The following is a 19,224-nucleotide window of genomic DNA, read 5'->3' as shown; positions in this document are numbered from 1 at the left end:
ACGCCATGATGAATGCGGTGATCAGCGGCACAGGGCTCTATACGCCCGAGCACGCCATCGACAACGATGCCCTGGTGGCGTCGTTCAATACCTGGGTGGATCGTGAAAATGCGCGCCACGCCGAGGCGATCGCCGCCGGCGAGCGCGAGGCTCTGCAGTATTCGAGTAGTGAATTCATCGTCAAGGCGTCGGGCATACACAGCCGTTATGTACTGGATGCCTCGGGAATTCTCGATCCCGAACGCATGCGTCCTAGGCTTGCCGAGCGACACAACGACGCTCCCTCCATCCAGTGCGAAATGGGGCGGGTCGCGGCGGGCCAGGCGCTGGAGGCCGCCGGTATCGAGGCTGCCGATATCGACTTGCTGATCGTTGCCTGCTCCAACCTGGAGCGACCCTATCCAGCAGTGGCGGTGGAATTGCAGGCGCTGCTGGGTACGCGGGGCTATGCTTTCGACATGAACGTCGCCTGCAGCTCGGCCACCTTTGCCATCGACAATGCCGCGAATGCCATTCGCGCCGGCAACGTGCGCCGTGCATTGGTGGTCAATCCCGAGATCTGCTCGGCGCACCTCAATTTCCGCGAACGTGACAGCCACTTCATCTTCGGTGACGCCTGCACGGCGGTGGTGCTGGAGGCGGACGATCTGGCGACCGCCGATGGGCGATTCGAGATACTCGGCACACGGCTGAGCACGCGCTTCTCCAATGCGATCCGCAACAATTCGGGCTTTCTCAACCGGATCACCGACAGCGACCCGTTGCTGCCAGACAAGCTGTTCGTGCAGGAGGGGCGGCGTGTCTTCAAGGAGGTCTGCCCGATGGTGTCGCAGATGATCAACGAGCATCTCGCCTCCCTCGATCTGCAGGGCAGCGATCTGAGCCGGCTCTGGCTGCATCAGGCCAACCGGCACATGAACGACCTGATTGCGCGTCGTGTGCTGGGCCATGAGCCCGACGAGAGGACGGCGCCGATCATTCTCGATCGTTATGCCAATACCAGTTCCGCAGGCTCGATCATCGCCTTTCACCTTCATCGCGATGATCTCGCCTCGGGGCAGCTCGGAGTGGTGTGTTCCTTTGGCGCCGGATACAGTGCCGGCAACGTGGTGCTACGCAAGGTTTGATGACCCGACAGGACGAAGACGATGAGCGGCAATGGATGGTGGGGGAGAGGGCGAGCAAGGTGCGTTCGATGCGTGGCGGTGCTGTTGGCGACAGCGCTACTGGCCGGATGTGCCGGAGCACAGACCGTCGAGCGGCACCCGGACGACCCCTGGGAGGGTTTCAACCGCCGGGTATTCACCTTTAACGAGGCTCTTGACCGAGCCATTCTGCGGCCGGTAGCCAGGGGTTACGATGCCATTACCCCGCGACCGGTGCAGACCGGGGTGGGCAACTTCTTTTCGAACCTGGGGGAGATTCGGACCGCGCTCAACAGTCTGCTCCAAGGCAAGCCCGGCAATGCTGGGATCGCCACCAGCCGCTTTTTGATCAATAGCACGGTGGGGATCGGCGGGCTTTGGGACTTCGCCACGCACATGGAGATCACGGGTCGCGAGGAGGACTTCGGCCAGACACTCGGCGCCTGGGGTGTGGGCGAAGGGCCCTTCCTGGTCCTGCCGTTTCTTGGGCCGAGCACGGTGCGCGATACTGCCGGCCTGCCGCTGGACATCTATACCTACCCCATCTATCACCTCGATGACGAGGCGCTCAGGATCGCACTGACGGCGCTCAATGTGGTGCACGTGCGGGCCGGCTTGCTCGAACAGGAGGCGCTGATCAGTGGCGATCGCTACAGCTTCATCCGCGATACCTATCTGCAGCGCCGCCGCTTCGAGGTGAGCGATGGCGAGTTGGGTGACGACCCCTTCGCTAGCGATGATTTCGACTTCAATTTCGATGATGACGCCTTCGATGACGACGCTTTCGATGAATGATGATGAGAGTGCATTCGAGGCACAGCAATAACGGACCTAGGGTAGGCAAGCGATGGCCAGTGCGAAAATCCTGATCGGGTTGCTCGATCGGCCGGGCGACGAGCGTGATGCGCTGGCCGAGGCCATTGCCAAGGGTGATTTTGCGGTGGTCGCCGCCGCGAGCGCCGAGCAACTACCCGATAGTATTGCCTTGATCGTGGCCCATGCGCATGCAGTCCCGAGTCACGAGTGGCCAGGGCTTGCCCAGCGCTGCCCAACGCTGGTGGTAAGCGACACGCGTCTCGATCGCGATCTGTTAAAGGCCGTCGAGGCTGGGCTCGTCGACTACATCGTCGAGCCGTTGCGCCACGGCGATGTCCTCAGGCGCATGATCGCCAGGGTGATCGAGATTCATCGCCTGGCCCAGGAGCACGAGCGCGACCGCGAACGGTTGGCGGTGCTCAACGCCGACCTGGAGATCCATCTGGAGACGCTGCGTCTCGACCAGCAGGCCGGGGGACATATCCAGCGCAAGCTGTTGCCACCCAATCCCTTGACGGTAGGAGGGGTGACCTGCGACTTCTCGCTCTCTCCTTCGCTCTATCTCTCTGGCGACTTTCTCGATTTTCAACGCTTTGACGAGCGCTACTGCGTCTTCTATTTTGCCGATGTCTCGGGGCATGGCGCCTCTTCGGCATTCGTGACCGTATTACTCAAGTACTTGTGCAACAGCTGGCTGGGTCGCTGGGACGGCGCGTCGCCGGAGGCTCTGCCGGCACGCTGGCTGTCCGAGCTCAATCGAGAGCTGCTCGAGACCAAGATAGGCAAGCACACCACCCTATTCGTTGGGGTCATTGACCTTCAACGCCACTATCTGCACTATTCGCTCGGCGCTCAGATGCCGATGCCGATGCTGGTCAGCCGCAAGGGGTTTGAGGTATTGCCCGGCGAAGGCATGCCGGTTGGGTTGTTCCCGGATGCGCGATATCCTGCGCTGGGTTGTGCACTGCCGCAAAAGTTCCGATTATGGTTATGTTCTGATGGCGTATTGGAGTGTCTGCCCGGTAATGGGCTGGATGCCCGGCTGAAGGAGCTCGAGCGACTGGTGCGGGTGTGCGATGGCGCAGCCGCACTACGGGGGAGGCTGGTCAGTGGCGACGAAGCGAGGGAGGAGGGCAATGCAACGCCTGCCCACGCGAAGACCCCGGAAGACCAGCTTCCGGATGACCTGACGATCATGACGTTGAGCGGGTTTGACGATGCTAATGTGTGAAGGTCGGCTGAAAGCGGCATTCGATTCCGGCGTGTTCGTTCTCAAGCTGTGCGGAGACGTACGCCTGACGCTTTGTGCAACGCTGGACAATCAGGTCGAGCGCCTGGCCAATACGCCAGGCCTGAGGGCGGTGATGATCGATCTGCGCGACGTCAGCAATGTGGACTCCACGGCGCTGGGATTTCTTGCCAAGGTCGCCATGGCCGTGCGCAGCAGGCTGGAGCGTCCGCCGACCATCGTGGCCGATCATCCCGATGTGCGGCGGATGCTCGATGTCATGGGCTTCTCCCACTACTTCACCCTGGTGGAGTCGCCGGTGACCGAGCCTCAGGAGCTCGACGAGCTGCCGCAGATCAACGCCGACGAGGCAGGGATGCAGCAGCGTATCCTCGAGGCGCACCGCATCTTGATGCGCATGAACGAACACAACCACGAGGAGTTCCGACCACTGGTGGAACTCCTCGAGGCACAGCAGCACGATCCCGTTCGCTAGCTTGCTGCCGCTCTTCTTATTTCCGCAACTCTCCCAGCAGTATCTCCAGCTTGCGCTGATCGTCCATGAACTTGCGGATGCCCTCGGCGAGTTTTTCGGTGGCCATGGCATCCTCGTTCATCTCCCAGCGGAAATCCGCTTCGCTGAGCGCCTCGGGCGGGGAGGTTTCGGCTTCTAGGGCCGACAGGCGACGCGGCAGTTCGCCCTCGCTCCCGGCCAGTTCGGCCAATAGCTTGGGCGAGATGGTCAGCCGGTCGCAGCCCGCCAGCGCCTCGATCTCTGCTGCGTTGCGGAAGCTGGCGCCCATCACGATGGTCTTGTAGCCATGGCCCTTGTAGTGCTCATAGATACGCTTGACCGACTGTACACCGGGGTCGTTATCGCCATGGAAATCGGCCTGCGGGTCGCGCGCCTTGTGCCAGTCGAGAATGCGTCCGACAAAGGGTGAGATCAACGTGATGCCGGCATCGGCGCAGGCCTGGGCCTGGGCGAAGCTGAACAGCAGCGTCAGGTTGGTACGGATGCCCTCGCGCTCGAGTGAGTGAGCGGCGCGGATCCCTTCCCAAGTCGAGGCGATCTTGATCAGGATGCGCTCACGCCCGACGCTGCGCCGTTCGTAGCGTTCGATCAACGAGTGCGCCCGAGCCAGGGTCGCCTTGGTGTCGAAGGAGAGCCTGGCGCTGACTTCGGTGGAGACATACCCGGGCACCAGGGCACTGATCTCGCTGCCGATCTCGACGGCCACGGCGTCCAGCGCGTCATCGATATCGGTGCTCTGGCGCGCCAGTTCAGCCATTCTTTCGCGGCTTCCCTCATGCTGGGCAGCCTGCAGGATCAGTGACGGATTGGTCGTGGCATCGGTGGGCGTGAAGCGACGAATGGCCTCGATATCGCCGGTATCGGCGACCACGGTGGTCATTTCCTTGAGTTGTGAAAGCTTGTCCTTGGCCATGATGAGCGTCCTGATGGGTGAACACGAAGGGTCGTGACTCACTTTACCAATTGCCCTGCGATGCGCCTACCGCAGCGAGCCAAATGCCGCTGAAGCGAGTACTATTAGTCTCCTATCTATTGTGATGCCATCTCACTATCATGATGACAAGGAGTTCCCGTGCAGCTTGATTCGCGCCGTGTCGCCCTGCTGGTCGCTGCCAATACTGCCTTGGCGCCGTTCGCCATCGATGCCTATCTACCGGCGATGCCGGCACTGGCCGAGTCGGTCGGTGCGAGCATTCATCACACCGAACTGTCGATCAGCGTCTTCCTGCTCGGCTTCGCCATCGGCCAGTTGATCTGCGGACCGCTCTCGGACCGCCTGGGGCGCAAGCCGGTACTTCTCTCGGGGCTTGCCCTGTTCCTGGTCGCCAGTCTCGTCATCACCCAAGTCGACAGCCTTGGCGAGCTGTGGTTCTGGCGCTTCGTGCAGGCGCTGGGGGGCGGGGCGTGCGTGGTCAATTCGGCGGCCATCGTGCGCGACTGCTTCAGCGGGCGCGAGGCGGCCAGGGTGATGTCGACCATGGCGATGATCCTGATGCTGGCACCCTTGGTGGCCCCGGCGGTGGGCAGCGTGCTGCTGCATCTGGCCGACTGGTGGCTGATCTTCGTGTTCCTGGCGGGTTATGCGGCCTTCCTGCTGTGGCTGATGGGAACGCAGCTGCCTGAGACACGGGCCCCCGGGCAGCCCACCGCCTCGCTCAGGCAGGTATTGGCCAACTACGCCAGCGTACTGCGCCACCGCGAGGCGATGGGCTACGTACTGGCGGCCTCCATGTCCTTTGCCGGCATGTTCGCTTTCATTACCGCCTCACCATTTCTGTACATGGAGCATTTCGAGCTGTCGCCGGCGATGTACCCGGTGGTGTTCGGTGTCAACGTGCTCATCATGGCGGCCTCGACACGGGTCAATATCCGCCTGCTGAGCACCCGCACGCCGCAACAGAACCTGCGCCTGGGATTGGGCATACAGCTGGTGGCGGCGCTGGGGCTGGTGCTGGTGGTCGCCACCGGCCTCGAGTCGCTGTGGAGCGTGGTGCCGCTGATCATGCTGTTCACCGGTATGGTCGGCTTGATCGCCCCCAACGCGATCTCTTCGCTGCTCGATCACTTCCATCACATGAGTGCTACCGCCGCCGCCCTACAGGGCAGTATCCAGTTCACCTGCGGGGCGCTGGCCGGGGTGATGGTCGGCGCCTTTGCCATCGACAGCGCCTGGCCGATGGTGCTGACCATGCTGCTGGTCGCCACGATCGCCAATGTCGGTATTCGTGTGCTCAGCGGCGATGCCACTCGTGGCTGAGGACTTCGGTGCCTGGTGGGGAATGGGCGGGTGGATATGGGCGGGGTGCGGCTCGACGCTATTGCTGGGCGCCTTCGTGCAGCGTGCCACCGGCTTTGGCCTGGCCGTGGTGGGTGCACCGATCCTGCTGATGCTCGAGCCGCGGCTGGTGCCAGTGCTGCTGGTGATGTTCGGCTTTCTGGTCTCGTTGATGATGCTGGGTCAGTATCGCCACGAGGTACGGGTCAGCGTGATTGGCGTGGCGCTGGTGGGGCGGGTGCCTGGCACCCTGCTGGGTACCTGGCTGCTGCTGACGGCGCCTATGGCGCTGCTTGAAAACGTCATTGCGCTGATCGTGCTCTCGGCGGTGGCCGTGAGTCTGTTTCACTTCACTCTGCCGGTCAATCGGGTAAGCCTGCTCATCGCAGGGGTGCTGTCTGGCATCTTCGGGACCGTGGCGGCGATCGGCGGTCCGCCCATCGCGCTTCTCATGCATCGCCTGCCGCCGGATAGCGTGCGTGGCAACCTGGCCGCCTTCTTCGTCTGCAGTGCCAGCATGACGATCATCGCGCTGACTCTGGCCGGTCAGATCCAGCTCTGGCACCTGGCCATGGCGCTCTCGCTGCTACCGTGGATCCTGATCGGCAATGCCCTTGCCAAGGCGTGCGCCCATCGACTCAATCGTCAGGCGCTCAAGTATTCGTCGCTGGCCCTCTCGACCTTGGCGGCGCTGGGGCTGTTGTTGTGACGAATGTCATAATTCTGCAATCAAGCATGCTCAGAATCACTCTCGCTATCGGCAGATAAGCCGAATACGTGCTGGCCTGACACGAGCCAGTGCTTAACGCAGAGAGGACAGTGAAGATGAGCTTCAATAAGCGCACGCTGGGTGTTGCAGTTGCCGCATCCCTCGCCGTTGGTGTCTCGACCTCGGCCATGGCTCGGGAAACCATTCAGATCGCCGGTTCTTCCACCGTACTGCCGTTTGCCAGCATCGTGGCGGAGGAGTTCGGTGCTTCCTTCCCGCAGTTCAATACGCCGGTAGTCGGCTCCGGTGGCTCTGGCGGCGGACTGCGTCAGTTTTGCCAAGGGGTGGGCGAAAATACCATCGATATCGCCAACTCCTCGCGTGCCATTCGCTCTGGCGAGATCGAGAACTGTAACGCCAATGGCGTCAACGAGATTCTCGAAGTGATGTTCGGCTACGACGGTATCGTCTTTGCCTCGCGCGCCGATCGTGGCGAATTCGTCCTGACCCCTGCGCATGTCTTCACTGCCGCTGCCGCCCAGGTGGAGCAGGAGGGTCAACTGGTCGACAACCCCTATACCCGCTGGTCGGAAATCGATAGTGACCTGCCGGACCAGGAGATCGTGCTGGTCATCCCGGCCTCAAACCACGGCACCCGAGAAGTATTCAAAGAGAAAGTGTTGCACGTGGGCTGCGAGAGTATTGCCGAGGTCGAGGGTGATGCCTGTAACAACCTGCGTGGCGATGGACGGATCATCGAGATCGCTGGCGATTACACCGAGACCTTGGCGCGTCTGGATGCCCAGTCCGATGCAGTGGGGGTATTCGGTCTGAGCTTCTACGATCAGAACCGCGATCGTCTGCAAGTGGCCACCGTCGATGGCGTGACGCCTAGCCTCGAGACCATCGGCTCCGGCGAGTACCCGGTGTCGCGCCCGCTGTTCTTCTATGTGAAGGGTGAGCATCTCGATATGGTGCCGGGTCTGGCCGAATACACCGAGTTTTTTCTCAACGAGATGACCTCCGGCTTTGGTAGCCCGCTGGAGGATGCTGGTCTGATTCCGATGGATGACGACGAGCGTGCCGAGGCGCTGGAGCAGTTCCAGGCGCGTACCGTCGCGACCGGCCAGTAGTCTCGATCATTCGCTGTGATAGTTGAAGGAAGGCGGCCTGGCCGCCTTCCGCCGATCTGAAGTGCCAGGCATGGAGACAAGATGAACCTTGCCCTGATCGCTACCGTACTGATCGTCATGGCCCTGGCCTACCAGGCGGGCCTGACGCGCAGCAAGGCGGTGGCCACCGGCGGAGCGCGACTGCATTCACGTCCGGGGTATTACGGTGTGCTGGTGGCCCTGTGGTGTGGGCTGCCGGCACTGTTGTTGTTGGGTCTATGGTCGCTATTCCAGACCGATATCATCGAACTGCTGGTGGCCCGTGAGTTGCCGGTCGAGCTTGCGAGCCTGAGCGAGCGCGAGATGCAGGTGCTGATGCGCCGTATCGGTGCCTTGGCATCCGGACAGGGCGTTGCGGGGGTGGCGGAGCCCTACGAGATCGCTGCGGCCGAGCAGATGGCACGACTGGAAACCTTCGGACGGTTGATCCTGTTGGCGGCCATGGCGGTGGCTGCCGTCGCTGGCCTGGTGGCAGCTCGACGGCGAATCTCTCCGCAACTGCGAGCGCGCAACCAGGTCGAGCGGTTGATCACTATCCTGCTGGCGCTCTGCTCCGGGGTGGCGGTCCTGACCACGGTGGGCATCGTGCTGTCGATGATCGGCGAAACCATCAATTTCTTCCGCTTCGTCAGTCCGGCCGAGTTCTTCTTCGGTACCGTCTGGAACCCGCGTTTCAGCACCTCCGGCACGGGTGGTCAGGGCCAGTTCGGGCTTCTGCCACTGCTGTGGGGAACGCTGATGGTGAGTGCCATCGCGCTGCTGGTGGCAGTGCCCCTGGGATTGATGACGGCGATCTACATGGCCGAGTACGCGCCGCCCTGGCTGCGCAGTATCGCAAAGCCGGTCATCGAGATTCTCGCCGGCATCCCGACCATCGTGTATGGCTTTTTTGCGCTGATCGTGGTGGGCCCCTTCCTGTCGGGAGTGGGTGAATTGATCGGCATCAATATCCGTACCACCAGCGCGCTCACGGCGGGTCTGGTGATGGGCATCATGATCATTCCCTTCGTCTCTTCCCTCTCCGACGACATCATCACCCAGGTGCCCAAGTCGTTGCGTGACGGTGCCCTGGGACTGGGCGCCACCAAGTCTGAGACGATCCGGCAGGTAGTGCTGCCAGCGGCGTTGCCCGGTATCGTCGGCGCCTTCCTGTTGGCGGCGAGTCGCGCCGTTGGCGAGACCATGATCGTGGTGCTGGCGGCGGGCAACAACCCGGTACTGCATGCCAACCCGTTCGAGGCGGTCTCGACGATTACCGTGACCATCGTCAACCAACTGACCGGCGACATGGACTTCTCGAGTCCGCAGTCGCTGGTGGCCTTCGCCCTTGGCCTTACGCTGTTCACCATTACCTTGGGCCTCAACGTCATCGCACTGGTCGTGGTGCGTAAATATCGCCAGCAATATGAGTGACGCCTCATGACTCGTTCAACTACCGACACGGGCTTGGCGCTTGCCGATGGCGAAAGCCGGCGCCACAAGCGGCTCGCTACCATCGAGCGCTCTCTGGCGGGACGCCATGCGCGTGAACGGCGCTTTCGGCGCATGGGGCTTGCCGCGGTGTCGACAGGTCTGGTGCTGGTCGCCATCCTGTTTGCCAGTATCCTGTGGCGAGGGGTGCCGGCGTTCTGGCAGGCTACCCTCTATCTCGATGTTTACCTCGATCCTGAGGTGATCCAGGTCGAGGAGAGGCCGGTGCGCGAGGCTGGCGAAAGTCCGGCGCAGTTTCGCGAGCGTGAAATTGCATGGATGAGCCAGCTTAGCCTGGTCAACTGGAACGGCTTGATCGATGAAGCGCTCAAAGCCCAGCTGCCAGGTGAGATCGAGTCCAGGCAAAGCCGTGATCTACGGGCGTTGGTGGCGAGTGGCGAGCGCTTCGCGTTGCGTGACCGGGTGATCGAGAATCCCGAGCTGATCGGCCAGACCGTTACCGTGAAGATGCTGGCAGGCGCCAATGTCGATGTGTGGCTCAAGGGCAACATCGATCGCACTCTGCCGGATCGCCAGCAGCAGCTCAGTGCCCAGACCCGCGAGTGGGCCGATGATCTGTATGAACGCGAAGTGATTCGCAACGCCTTCAGTACGGCGCTGTTCCTCAATCCCGATTCTCGTAGTTCGGCCGCCTCGGCGGGTCTGGCAGGGGCCTTCATGGGCTCGCTGTTCATGATGCTGATCGTGATTGCGCTCTCGGTACCAATCGGCGTCTCCAGTGCCATCTATCTGGAGGAGTTCGCGCCGAAGAATCGGATCACCGACCTCATCGAGATCAATATCAACAATCTCGCCGCGGTGCCCTCGATCGTGTTCGGTCTGCTGGGGGCGGCGATCTTCATCGGCTACCTGCGCCTGCCGCTCTCCGCGCCACTGGTGGGCGGGCTGGTGCTGACCCTGATGACGCTGCCCACCATCATCATCGCCACGCGGGCGGCGCTGCGCTCGATACCGCCGTCGATCCGTCAGGCGGCGCTGGGCATCGGCGCCTCGCGGGTGCAGACGGTGTTCCACCATGTGCTGCCGCTGGCGCTGCCGGGTATCCTCACCGGCTCGATCCTGGGCGTGGCCCAGGCGCTTGGCGAAACCGCGCCGCTCCTGCTGATTGGCATGAACGCCTTTGTCGCCAATGTGCCGTCCAGCCCCCTGGATCAGGCCACGGCGCTGCCGGTGCAGATCTATCTATGGCAGGGCAACGAGCTACGCAACTTCTTCGAGGCACGTACCTCGGCGGCAATCATCGTATTGCTGGCGCTGATGTTGAGCCTGAATGCCGTAGCTATCTGGCTACGCAAGAAATTCGAGACGAGGTGGTAACCATGACTGTCAGCGTCGCTGTACCCACGACCATGGCCAAGCGTGTCACGCAGAACGAGCGGATCAAGATGAGCGCCCGTGGCGTCAAGGTGTCCTATGGCGAGAACGAGGCACTGCACGGCATCGATCTGGATATCGTCGAAAATGAGGTAATCGCCTTCATCGGCCCGTCAGGCTGTGGCAAGTCGACCTTCCTGCGCTGTCTGAATCGCATGAACGACACCATAACCGGCTGTCGTGTCGAAGGTGAGGTCACCCTCGATAACGACGACATATATGATGCGTCTCTTGACGTGGTGTTGTTGCGTGCCCGGGTGGGGATCGTGTTTCAGAAGCCCAACCCTTTCCCCAAGTCGATCTACGAAAACGTCGCCTATGGACCGCGCTTGCACGGTCTGGCCAAACGTCGTGCCGAGCTTGACGACATCGTGGAGAGCAGCTTGATCCGCGCTGGGCTTTGGAATGAGGTCAAGGACCGTCTGGATCAGCCGGGCACGGGGCTTTCCGGTGGGCAGCAGCAGCGGCTGTGTATTGCGCGAACCATTGCGGTCAGCCCGGAAGTGATCCTGATGGATGAGCCGTGTTCGGCACTCGACCCCATCGCCACGGGTAAGATCGAGCAGCTGATCGATGAACTGAGTGAGAACTACACCATCGCCATGGTCACTCACAACATGCAGCAGGCAGCGCGGGTGGCACACAAGACGGCATTCTTCCATCTCGGTGAGGTGGTGGAAGTGGGGGAGACCGACGATATTTTCACCAACCCCCGCGAGCAGCGTACCCATGACTATATAACCGGTCGCTTTGGCTAGTAGCGAGGCTTGGCGATGTCCAATACGATGAAGTACCGTGTCCTCTTCCTATGCAATGCCAATTCCGCCCGCTCGCTGATGGCCGAGGCGCTGCTGAACCATATCGCGGGTGAACGCTTTGCCGCGTTCAGTGCTGGCGTAGAGCCCGATCAACCTCATGTGCGTACGCTGGAAGCACTGCATCATCTCGGCATCGCCACTGATGGCTTGGCCAGCGAGCCGCTCGAGCGCTATGTCGACCAGCACTTCGATAGCGTGATCATCCTTTGCGAGAAGGCCCGACAGCGCTGCCGAGAGTGGCAGGGTGGTGATGCCGACGTGGTATTCTGGGACATTCCCGACCCGCGCTTGAGCGACGACCCCAACGCCTATCGCAAAGCGCTACGCGAGATTCGTGGCCGTTTGCAACTCTGGGTGGAGGCCAAGAAGCGCAAGCTCGGCTGATCGGTCACTCCGGTCGGGCTCAGGTTCTGACTGGAGATGAGATGCTTCCCACGCCACTGCTCTATATCGCCGCTGCCCTGGCCGAGATCTCCGGCTGTTTCGCCTTCTGGGCCTGGTGGAGGCTGGACAAGTCCGCCTGGTGGCTGCTGCCTGGCATGGCAAGCCTGGTCCTGTTTGCCTGGCTGCTGACCCTTTCAAGCGCGGACTATGCCGGACGCGCCTACGCCGCCTATGGCGGCCTCTACATTGCCACGTCGCTGTTCTGGCTATGGGCGGTCGAGCGGCGCTCGCCCGATCAGTGGGATCTGATCGGGACGGGCATCTGCTTGATCGGCGCCGGAGTGATCCTGTTCGGCCCACGCAGCGTCTGAATGCTCGGCTGACGAGGATACACCGTGGTCTCTCCTTCCACTCTTTCGCTCACCTTGACCCTGGGCTCCGCTCAGACCTTGGCCTGGGCCTCGAGCTATTATCTCCCCGCCATTCTCGCTGTGCCCATGGCCCGGGAACTGGGTGTGTCGCCTTCCTGGGTATTTGCCGCTTTCTCCGGCGCACTGCTGATTACCGCCATCTTGGGGCCGAGCGTAGGCAAGGCGATCGATCGCCGAGGTGGGCGCGGCATATTGCTGGCCTCCAATGTCGTGCTTGCCCTGGGCCTTGCGCTGCTGGCCATGGCGGAGAGTCTGGTGGGGCTGGTACTGGCCTGGGCCGTGACCGGCATGGGTATGGCATTGGGGCTTTATGATGCCGCCTTCGCCACGTTGAGCCGTCTATTGGGTAGTGCGGCCCGTGGACCGATTACCGGTGTGACATTGATTGCGGGATTTGCCAGTACCGTGGGTTGGCCGCTTTCCGCCTGGCTTGAGTCGGATCTGGGCTGGCGGGGAGCCTGCTGGATATGGGCTAGCCTGCATCTTGTTCTCGGCGTGCCGCTCAATGCGCGACTCCCTATCGCAGGGGCGGAGCCTGTCGCGAGCCTCGACAGTGCCTCGCAAGGTGCACCCCAGCGCCCGCGACAGGCGATGCTGCTGCTGGCCTATGTGTTTGCGGCCGGCTGGTTCGTCTCCACTGCCATGGCCGCGCATCTGCCCCGGCTGCTGCAGGAGGCCGGCGCCTCGCTCTCGGTGGCCGTGGCGGCGGCAGCGCTGGTGGGGCCGGCACAAGTGGGGGCAAGGCTGGCTGAATTCATTTTGTTGCGGCGCTTTCATCCGCTGGTGTCGGCCCGCGTGGCCACCGCCCTGCATCCGCTGGGAGCGGCACTGCTGACGTTGATGGGAATGCCGGCAGCGGGCTTTGCGCTGTTGCACGGAGCAGGTAACGGGATGATGACCATTGCTTCCGGCACCTTGCCGTTGGCACTGTTTGGTCCGCAAGGCTTCGGGCGACGCCAGGGGTTGATCATCGCGCCGGCGCGGGTCGCCCAGGCTTGTGCCCCCCTGGCCTTCGGCCTGCTGCTCGATCATGCCGGCACGCTGGCCTTGTGGCTCAGTTCCGCACTGATGGCCGGGGCCCTGGTGGCCTTGCTGTCGATACGCCGTTGAGCCAAGGCCTAGCGCATGAAGGCCAATCAGGAGGCAGGGAAGTGCTGGCGGGTATTGTTGGCGATACGCACCAGGGCGAGCATCAACGGTACCTCCACCAGCACGCCCACCACCGTGGCCAGCGCCGCGCCGGACTGCAGCCCGAACAGTGCGATGGCGGCAGCCACGGCGAGCTCGAAGAAGTTGCTGGCACCGATCATCGCGCCGGGGGCGGCCACGCAATGAGGGACTCTCCACGCCTTGGCCCAGCCGTAGGCGATGAAGAAGATCAGGACGGTCTGAAGGATCAGCGGGATGGCGATCAGCACGATATGCAGCGGGTTGGTCAGGATCACCTCGCCCTGGAAAGCGAACAGCAGCACCAGGGTGATGATCAGGCCGATCGGCGTCACCGGCGCCAGGCGCTTCATGAAGACGTTGTCGAACCACTCGGTGCCGTGGCGATCGATCAGCGTACGGCGCGTCAGGTAGCCCGCCACCAGCGGTATGACGATGTAGAGCACCACCGACAGCGCCACGGTGTCCCACGGCACCTCGATGTTGGAAACGCCGAGCAGCAACACTACGATGGGGGCGAAGGCGAACAGCATGATGATGTCGTTGAGCGATACCTGCACCAGGGTATAGGCCGCGTCGCCGCGGGTAAGACTGCTCCACACGAAGACCATCGCCGTGCAGGGTGCGGCACCGAGCAGGATCGCCCCGGCCAGGTACTGACTCGCCAGCGGCTCGGGAATCCATGGGCGAAACACCACCATCAAAAAGAACCAGGCGATGGCGAACATTGTGAAAGGCTTGATCAGCCAGTTGACGGTGGTGGTGATCACCAGTCCCTTGGGCTGACGGCGCACGCCCAGTACCGCGGCGAAATCGATCTGCGTCATCATCGGGAAGATCATCGCCCAGATCAGGATGGCGACGGGAATCGACACCTGCGCCACCTCGAAGCGCGACAGCGTCTCGGGGATGGCGGGAGCGAACTGGCCGAGCATGACGCCGGCGACGATGGCCAGCGCCACCCAGACGGAAAGGAAGCGCTCGAACAGGCCCATGCCCTCCGCGATGCCGAGCGCCTGCTCCTGCTGGGTCATGTCACACTCCTCATATGGCGCGTTGATTGACACGCTGGGAGAGTTCCTCGGCGGACTCCTTGCGCTCCGAGTAGCGGTCGGTCAGATAGTCGGCGCGGTCACGTACCAGCAGGGTGAACTTCACCAGCTCCTCCATGACGTCGACGATGCGGTCATAGAAGGGCGAGGGCTTCATGCGGTCGTTGTCGTCGAACTCCATGAACGCCTTGGGCACCGACGACTGGTTGGGAATGGTCAACATGCGCATCCACCGCCCCAGGATACGCAGCTGGTTGACGGTATTGAACGACTGCGAGCCACCGCACACCTGCATTACTGCCAGCGTCTTGCCCTGGGTAGGTCGTACGCTGCCCAGTGCGAGCGGGATCCAGTCGATCTGTGCCTTCATGATGCCGGTCATGGCGCCGTGGCGCTCCGGCGAGCACCACACCATGCCTTCGGCCCACTGCGCTAGCTCGCGCAGCTCCGCCACCTTGGGGTGACTCGCCTCTTCACTGTCGGGCAGCGGCAGGCCTCGGGGATCGAAGATGCGCGTCTCGGCACCCATCGCCTGAAGCAGGCGAGCGGCTTCCTCCACCGCCAGGCGGCTGAAGGAGCGCTCCCGCAGCGAGCCGTAGAGCAGCAGGATGCGCGGTGGATGGTCGCTCGGCTTGGCGTCGAACAGGGTGTCGGTATCGGGCACGCGAAACAGCTCGCGCTCGATGTTGGCTAGCTCGTTCATCGTCTCTCCTGAGTCAAGCTCACGTCTGCGCGGTCATCCTGTCGAATCAATATCATGATATGCGTTTTTTCGTATATGTAAAGTGACATATGTTTGCACGGGATCCCACATAACAAAAAAGCCGCCCAAGGGCGGCTTGATGAGGGGGCATCGGCAAGCTCAGTCGGTCAACTCGATGGCGACTGCGGTGGCCTCACCGCCACCGATGCACAGGCTGGCGATACCGCGCTTGCCGCCCTTGACGCGCAGGGCATTGATCAGGGTGGCGATGATCCGCGACCCCGTCGAGCCGATGGGGTGGCCCTGGGCGCAGGCGCCGCCGAACACGTTGACTTTGTCATGGGGAATGCCGAGTCCATCCATGGCCAGCAGGGTGACCACGGCGAAGGCCTCGTTGATCTCGAACAGGTCGACGTCATCCACGCTCCAGTCGAGCGTGTCGAGCAGCTTACTCACCGCACCCACCGGGGCGATGGTGAACTCGCTGGGGTGCTGTGAATGGGTGCTGTGGCCAAGGATGCGAGCGATGGAGCGAAGGCCATGGGCATTGGCGGCCGCCTGGCTGGCCAGCACCAGCGCCGAGGCGCCATCGGAGATGGAGCTTGCATTGGCGGCGGTGATGGTGCCGTCCTTGGCGAAAGCTGGGCGCAGGGTGCGGATCTTGTCGAGCTTGGCCTGGAAGGGTTGCTCGTCGTACTCGACCAGGGTATCGCCCTGGCGCGAACTGACCGTGACCGGTGCCATCTCGGCGCTCAGATGACCCGCTTCATGGGCACCCATGGCCCGCTCCAGGGAGGCGATGGCGAAGTCATCCATGCGCTCGCGGGAGTAGCCGCGCTCGTCGGCGATGGCCTGGGCAAAGGCGCCCATCAGCTTGCCGGTCTCGGCATCCTCAAGGCCGTCGTGGAACATGTGATCTCTAAGCTCGCCGTGGCCCAGGCGATAGCCGTGCCGGGCGCGGGTCAACAGGTGCGGGGCATTGGACATCGACTCCATGCCGCCGGCCAGCATCACCTCGCCGCTGCCGGCGCGAATCAGGTCGTGGGCCAGCATCACCGCTTTCATGCCCGAGCCGCACAGCTTATTGATGGTGGTGGCACCGATGCTGTCCGGCACGCCGGCCTGGCGCATCGCCTGGCGAGCGGGTCCCTGCTTGACGCCGCCGGGCAGCACGCAGCCCATGATTCCTTCGTCGAGCTCATCGGCCTCGATACCGGCGCGTTCGATGGCGGCGCGGATGGCAACGGCGCCCAGCTCCGGGGCGGTGACGCTGGCGAGGCTGCCGAGCATGCCGCCCATCGGGGTGCGAGCGGCGGAGAGAATGACGATATCGTGCGAGTTGGCCATTTGAAGCCTCCTGGTTTCAAGCCCGTTGACCGTTGGCGGGGGCTATGTTCTGCTCAAGCATAACCAAGCAAGCGCTAGTGTAAATGCGATGAATGTAGTGAACGACTCTCCCCGCCGCAAGGAGCTGACCCGGCTCGCCGCCCAGCTGTTCGTACAGGAGGGCTTCGATCGCACCACGGTGCGCATGCTGGCCCATGAGATGGGCATCAAGTCCGGCAGCTTGTTCCACCACTTCCGCGACAAGCAGGAGATCCTCTGTGCGGTGATCGAGGAGGGCACCGAGAACGCCCTGACGATCGCCCGCGAGGCACTGGCCAGCTGTGATGGCACCCCGGAAGCGCGGCTGCATGCCATGGCACGCGCTCATCTCGAGACTCTGCTTACCGACCGCAACGCCCATGTGGTTGCCCTCTACGAGTGGCGTCGCCTGGACGCGGAAGCGCGCGAACATCTGAGCCATCTGCGTGATGCCTACGAGGCGCTGTGGCAGGAGGTCATCGATGATGCCGTCATTGCCGGTCTGATTCGTGGCGATACCTTCCTGGTATCGCGCTTCGTGCTCGGTGCGCTGAACTGGACGGTGCGCTGGTACGACCCCGCCGGTTCGCGTACCCCGGAGGAGCTGGCTTCCGAGCTGATCGGCATGATCACGCCACCCGGGAGCGCGAGCCTACGGGGCTGAGCGTGCGATGCGCCTGATGGCTCTTTCTGTTCTTCAAGACCATTGTCTAGTCTCTTCATCATCTTGGCGGCTTGCCGCCGATAACGTTTCATTCTAGCGTTGTACCAAGCGCTTGCTTGGGAAGTTATCGTGCATCACATAACTTAACGTTTACGTCAAAGACAAGTGATGTCCCGGGACGGACACCGGGCAATGGAGAACATAATGACAAAAACGCCACAAGAGTATCGCCAGTACCTTCAAAAGTTCTCGATCGATGAAGTGATCGCACGTCTCGATGACCATCAAGATGGTTGCTTCAACGCCTACGAATCCTGCTGTGGTCGTCATCTGCGTGCCGGACTCGGCCAGCGCGAGGCGCTGGTGCATGAGGATGGCCAGGGCAAGGTCACGCGCCTCACCTATGCCGAGCTTGAAACAGCCAGCGCGAGGCTGGCCGGCTGGTTCCGGCTGCATGGGCTGGGCGTGGGCGATCGCATTGCCTGTATGCTGCCACGCACGCCGGAGCTGCTGATAGCGGTGCTGGCTACCTGGCGTATCGGCGCCGTCTATCAGCCGTTGTTCACCGCCTTCGGGCCCGATGCGGTGGAGTATCGCCTGGAACGTGCCGGCAGCAAGCTGGTCATTACCGACCGTGCCAATCGCTTCAAGTTCGATGGCATCTCGCACTGCCCGATAGTGCTGTGCGTGGGTGGGGCGGATGCCGCCCATGTGGATGATCTCGACTGGCAGACGGCGCTTGCCCATGAGCCGATCCAGGAGGTGCCGCCCAGGCTTGCAGCGGACGTCCCGTTCCTGCAGATGTTCACCTCCGGTACGGTGGGCAAGCCCAAGGGGGTGGCGGTGCCGCTCTCGGCGATGCCGGCCTTCGCGCTCTATATGGAGCTTGCCATCGATCTGCGCGAGGAGGACCGCTTCTGGAACATGGCCGACCCCGGCTGGGCCTACGGACTCTATTATGCCATTGCCGGCCCGCTGCTGCTGGGGGTGACCACTCACTTCTGCGAGGAGGGCTTCAGTGCCGAGGGAGCGCTTGGCTTCATGCAGCGCCACGGCATCACCAACTTCGCCGCCGCTCCCACCGCCTACCGGTTGATGAAGGCCTCGGGACTGTTTGACGATGCGCACCGCACACTCTCGCTGCGCGTTGCAAGCTCGGCGGGCGAGCCCCTCAATACCGAGGTGGTGGGATGGGTGGAGCGCTCGCTGGGCTGTCCGGTCATGGACCACTATGGGCAGACCGAGACTGGCATGACCTGCTGCAATCACCATGCGCTCGGCCACCCCAAGCACGTCGGCGCCATGGGCGTGCCGCTGCCGGGCTACCGGCTGGCGATTCTGGATGCCGAATTCAATGAGCTCCCGGCGGGGGAACCCGGCGTGCTGGCGGTGGATATCGCCGCCTCTCCCGCCCACTTCTTCGCCGGCTACACCTGGCAGGAGAAGCACCCCTTCGCCGAAGGCTACTATCTGACCGGGGATGTGGTCGTGCGTCAGGAGGATGGTACCTTCCAGTTTGCCGGACGTGACGACGACATCATCACCACCGCCGGCTACCGGGTCGGCCCGACCGATGTCGAGAACAGCGTGATGACGCATCCGGCCGTGGCGGAGTCCGCGGCGGTCGGCAAGCCCGACGAGATTCGCGGTGAGATCATCAAGTCATTCATCGTGCTGCGCGAGGGCTATGAGCCCAGCGACGCCCTGGCCGACGAGATTCGCCAGCAGGTACGCGAGCGCCTCTCCACCCATGCCTTTCCCCGGGTGATCGAATTTGTCGATGCACTACCCAAGACACCCAGTGGCAAGATCCAGCGCTTCAAGCTGCGTGCCCAGGCCGCAGCGGAAGCCGCTGGCGAGAGTCCCGCGTCATGAGCGGACAAATTCCTAATATC

General features: G+C 62.7%; 19 protein-coding genes. 15 read left to right on the top strand and 4 right to left on the bottom strand.

The features are described 5' to 3' along the window. Positions 1 to 5: 5 nt before the first annotated feature. Genes HJD22_RS17485 through HJD22_RS17470 form a run of 4 tightly spaced genes read left to right on the top strand, consistent with a single transcriptional unit; the run spans position 6 to position 3,685 of the window. Positions 6 to 1,127 (top strand): beta-ketoacyl-ACP synthase III, encoded by a 1,122-nt coding sequence (locus HJD22_RS17485; protein ID WP_208654650.1) that lies wholly within the window; start codon positions 6 to 8, stop codon positions 1,125 to 1,127. A gap of 21 nt (positions 1,128 to 1,148) precedes the next feature. After that, positions 1,149 to 1,940: a VacJ family lipoprotein gene (locus HJD22_RS17480; protein WP_208654649.1), complete on the top strand. Its 792-nt coding sequence runs from the start codon at positions 1,149 to 1,151 to the stop codon at positions 1,938 to 1,940. Between the two features lie 52 nt (positions 1,941 to 1,992). Beyond that, complete coding sequence (locus tag HJD22_RS17475) at positions 1,993 to 3,192, top strand: PP2C family protein-serine/threonine phosphatase (protein ID WP_208654648.1); 1,200 nt, start codon at positions 1,993 to 1,995, stop codon at positions 3,190 to 3,192. After that, positions 3,179 to 3,685 (top strand): STAS domain-containing protein, encoded by a 507-nt coding sequence (locus tag HJD22_RS17470; RefSeq protein ID WP_208656793.1) that lies wholly within the window; start codon positions 3,179 to 3,181, stop codon positions 3,683 to 3,685. Before HJD22_RS17475 ends, HJD22_RS17470 begins: the two co-directional genes overlap by 14 nt. Positions 3,686 to 3,701: 16 nt before the next feature. Here HJD22_RS17470 and tal read toward each other — a convergent pair whose 3' ends face one another. Next, positions 3,702 to 4,637 (bottom strand): transaldolase, encoded by a 936-nt coding sequence (tal, locus tag HJD22_RS17465; protein ID WP_208654647.1) that lies wholly within the window; start codon positions 4,635 to 4,637, stop codon positions 3,702 to 3,704. A gap of 159 nt (positions 4,638 to 4,796) precedes the next feature. Between tal and HJD22_RS17460 the strand changes: the two genes are divergently transcribed. From HJD22_RS17460 to HJD22_RS17420, 9 genes are all read left to right on the top strand, one after another. After that, positions 4,797 to 5,981, top strand: coding sequence for a Bcr/CflA family multidrug efflux MFS transporter (locus HJD22_RS17460; protein WP_208654646.1), 1,185 nt, complete (start codon positions 4,797 to 4,799; stop codon positions 5,979 to 5,981). 22 nt (positions 5,982 to 6,003) lie between these two features. After that, a complete protein-coding gene (locus HJD22_RS17455) occupies positions 6,004 to 6,708 on the top strand; it encodes a sulfite exporter TauE/SafE family protein (protein WP_208656792.1) in 705 nt (234 codons plus the stop codon). A 116-nt stretch (positions 6,709 to 6,824) separates the two neighbouring features. Beyond that, positions 6,825 to 7,841 (top strand): substrate-binding domain-containing protein, encoded by a 1,017-nt coding sequence (locus HJD22_RS17450; RefSeq protein WP_208654645.1) that lies wholly within the window; start codon positions 6,825 to 6,827, stop codon positions 7,839 to 7,841. 81 nt (positions 7,842 to 7,922) lie between these two features. Then, positions 7,923 to 9,293, top strand: coding sequence for a phosphate ABC transporter permease subunit PstC (gene pstC, locus HJD22_RS17445; RefSeq protein ID WP_208654644.1), 1,371 nt, complete (start codon positions 7,923 to 7,925; stop codon positions 9,291 to 9,293). A 6-nt stretch (positions 9,294 to 9,299) separates the two neighbouring features. Beyond that, a complete protein-coding gene (gene pstA / locus HJD22_RS17440) occupies positions 9,300 to 10,688 on the top strand; it encodes a phosphate ABC transporter permease PstA (RefSeq protein ID WP_208654643.1) in 1,389 nt (462 codons plus the stop codon). A gap of 32 nt (positions 10,689 to 10,720) precedes the next feature. Beyond that, positions 10,721 to 11,503, top strand: a complete 783-nt coding sequence (pstB, locus tag HJD22_RS17435) for a phosphate ABC transporter ATP-binding protein PstB (RefSeq protein ID WP_248730313.1) — start codon at positions 10,721 to 10,723, stop codon at positions 11,501 to 11,503. A 15-nt stretch (positions 11,504 to 11,518) separates the two neighbouring features. Continuing rightward, positions 11,519 to 11,947 carry an arsenate reductase ArsC gene (locus HJD22_RS17430; RefSeq protein ID WP_248730312.1) on the top strand — a complete coding sequence of 143 codons (429 nt, stop codon included), beginning with the start codon at positions 11,519 to 11,521 and terminating at the stop codon, positions 11,945 to 11,947. A gap of 41 nt (positions 11,948 to 11,988) precedes the next feature. After that, positions 11,989 to 12,318: a YnfA family protein gene (locus tag HJD22_RS17425; RefSeq protein ID WP_208654641.1), complete on the top strand. Its 330-nt coding sequence runs from the start codon at positions 11,989 to 11,991 to the stop codon at positions 12,316 to 12,318. A gap of 24 nt (positions 12,319 to 12,342) precedes the next feature. Further along, entirely contained in the window at positions 12,343 to 13,488 is a 1,146-nt protein-coding gene (locus HJD22_RS17420) for an MFS transporter (RefSeq protein ID WP_208654640.1), read from the top strand. 26 nt (positions 13,489 to 13,514) lie between these two features. Here HJD22_RS17420 and arsB read toward each other — a convergent pair whose 3' ends face one another. The 3 genes from arsB to HJD22_RS17405 form a co-directional block, all read right to left on the bottom strand. Continuing rightward, positions 13,515 to 14,579, bottom strand: a complete 1,065-nt coding sequence (gene arsB / locus HJD22_RS17415; protein ID WP_248730311.1) for an ACR3 family arsenite efflux transporter — start codon at positions 14,577 to 14,579, stop codon at positions 13,515 to 13,517. A gap of 10 nt (positions 14,580 to 14,589) precedes the next feature. After that, a complete protein-coding gene (arsH, locus tag HJD22_RS17410) occupies positions 14,590 to 15,300 on the bottom strand; it encodes an arsenical resistance protein ArsH (protein ID WP_208654639.1) in 711 nt (236 codons plus the stop codon). A 159-nt stretch (positions 15,301 to 15,459) separates the two neighbouring features. Further along, a complete protein-coding gene (locus tag HJD22_RS17405) occupies positions 15,460 to 16,647 on the bottom strand; it encodes an acetyl-CoA C-acyltransferase (RefSeq protein ID WP_208654638.1) in 1,188 nt (395 codons plus the stop codon). An 88-nt stretch (positions 16,648 to 16,735) separates the two neighbouring features. Here HJD22_RS17405 and HJD22_RS17400 point away from each other — a divergent pair, with 88 nt between their 5' ends. Both HJD22_RS17400 and HJD22_RS17395 read left to right on the top strand, forming a co-directional pair. Then, the gene (locus HJD22_RS17400; protein WP_208654637.1) at positions 16,736 to 17,329 is read left to right on the top strand and encodes a TetR/AcrR family transcriptional regulator; all 594 of its coding nucleotides are present in this window, start codon (positions 16,736 to 16,738) and stop codon (positions 17,327 to 17,329) included. Positions 17,330 to 17,533: 204 nt separating this feature from the next. Next, positions 17,534 to 19,204 carry an AMP-binding protein gene (locus HJD22_RS17395; RefSeq protein WP_208654636.1) on the top strand — a complete coding sequence of 557 codons (1,671 nt, stop codon included), beginning with the start codon at positions 17,534 to 17,536 and terminating at the stop codon, positions 19,202 to 19,204. Positions 19,205 to 19,224: the final 20 nt, after the last annotated feature.

Origin of the sequence: Halomonas sp. TA22 (assembly GCF_013009075.1) — a bacterium.
GTDB lineage: Bacteria > Pseudomonadota > Gammaproteobacteria > Pseudomonadales > Halomonadaceae > TA22.
This window is presented reverse-complemented; position numbering and strand designations above follow the sequence as displayed.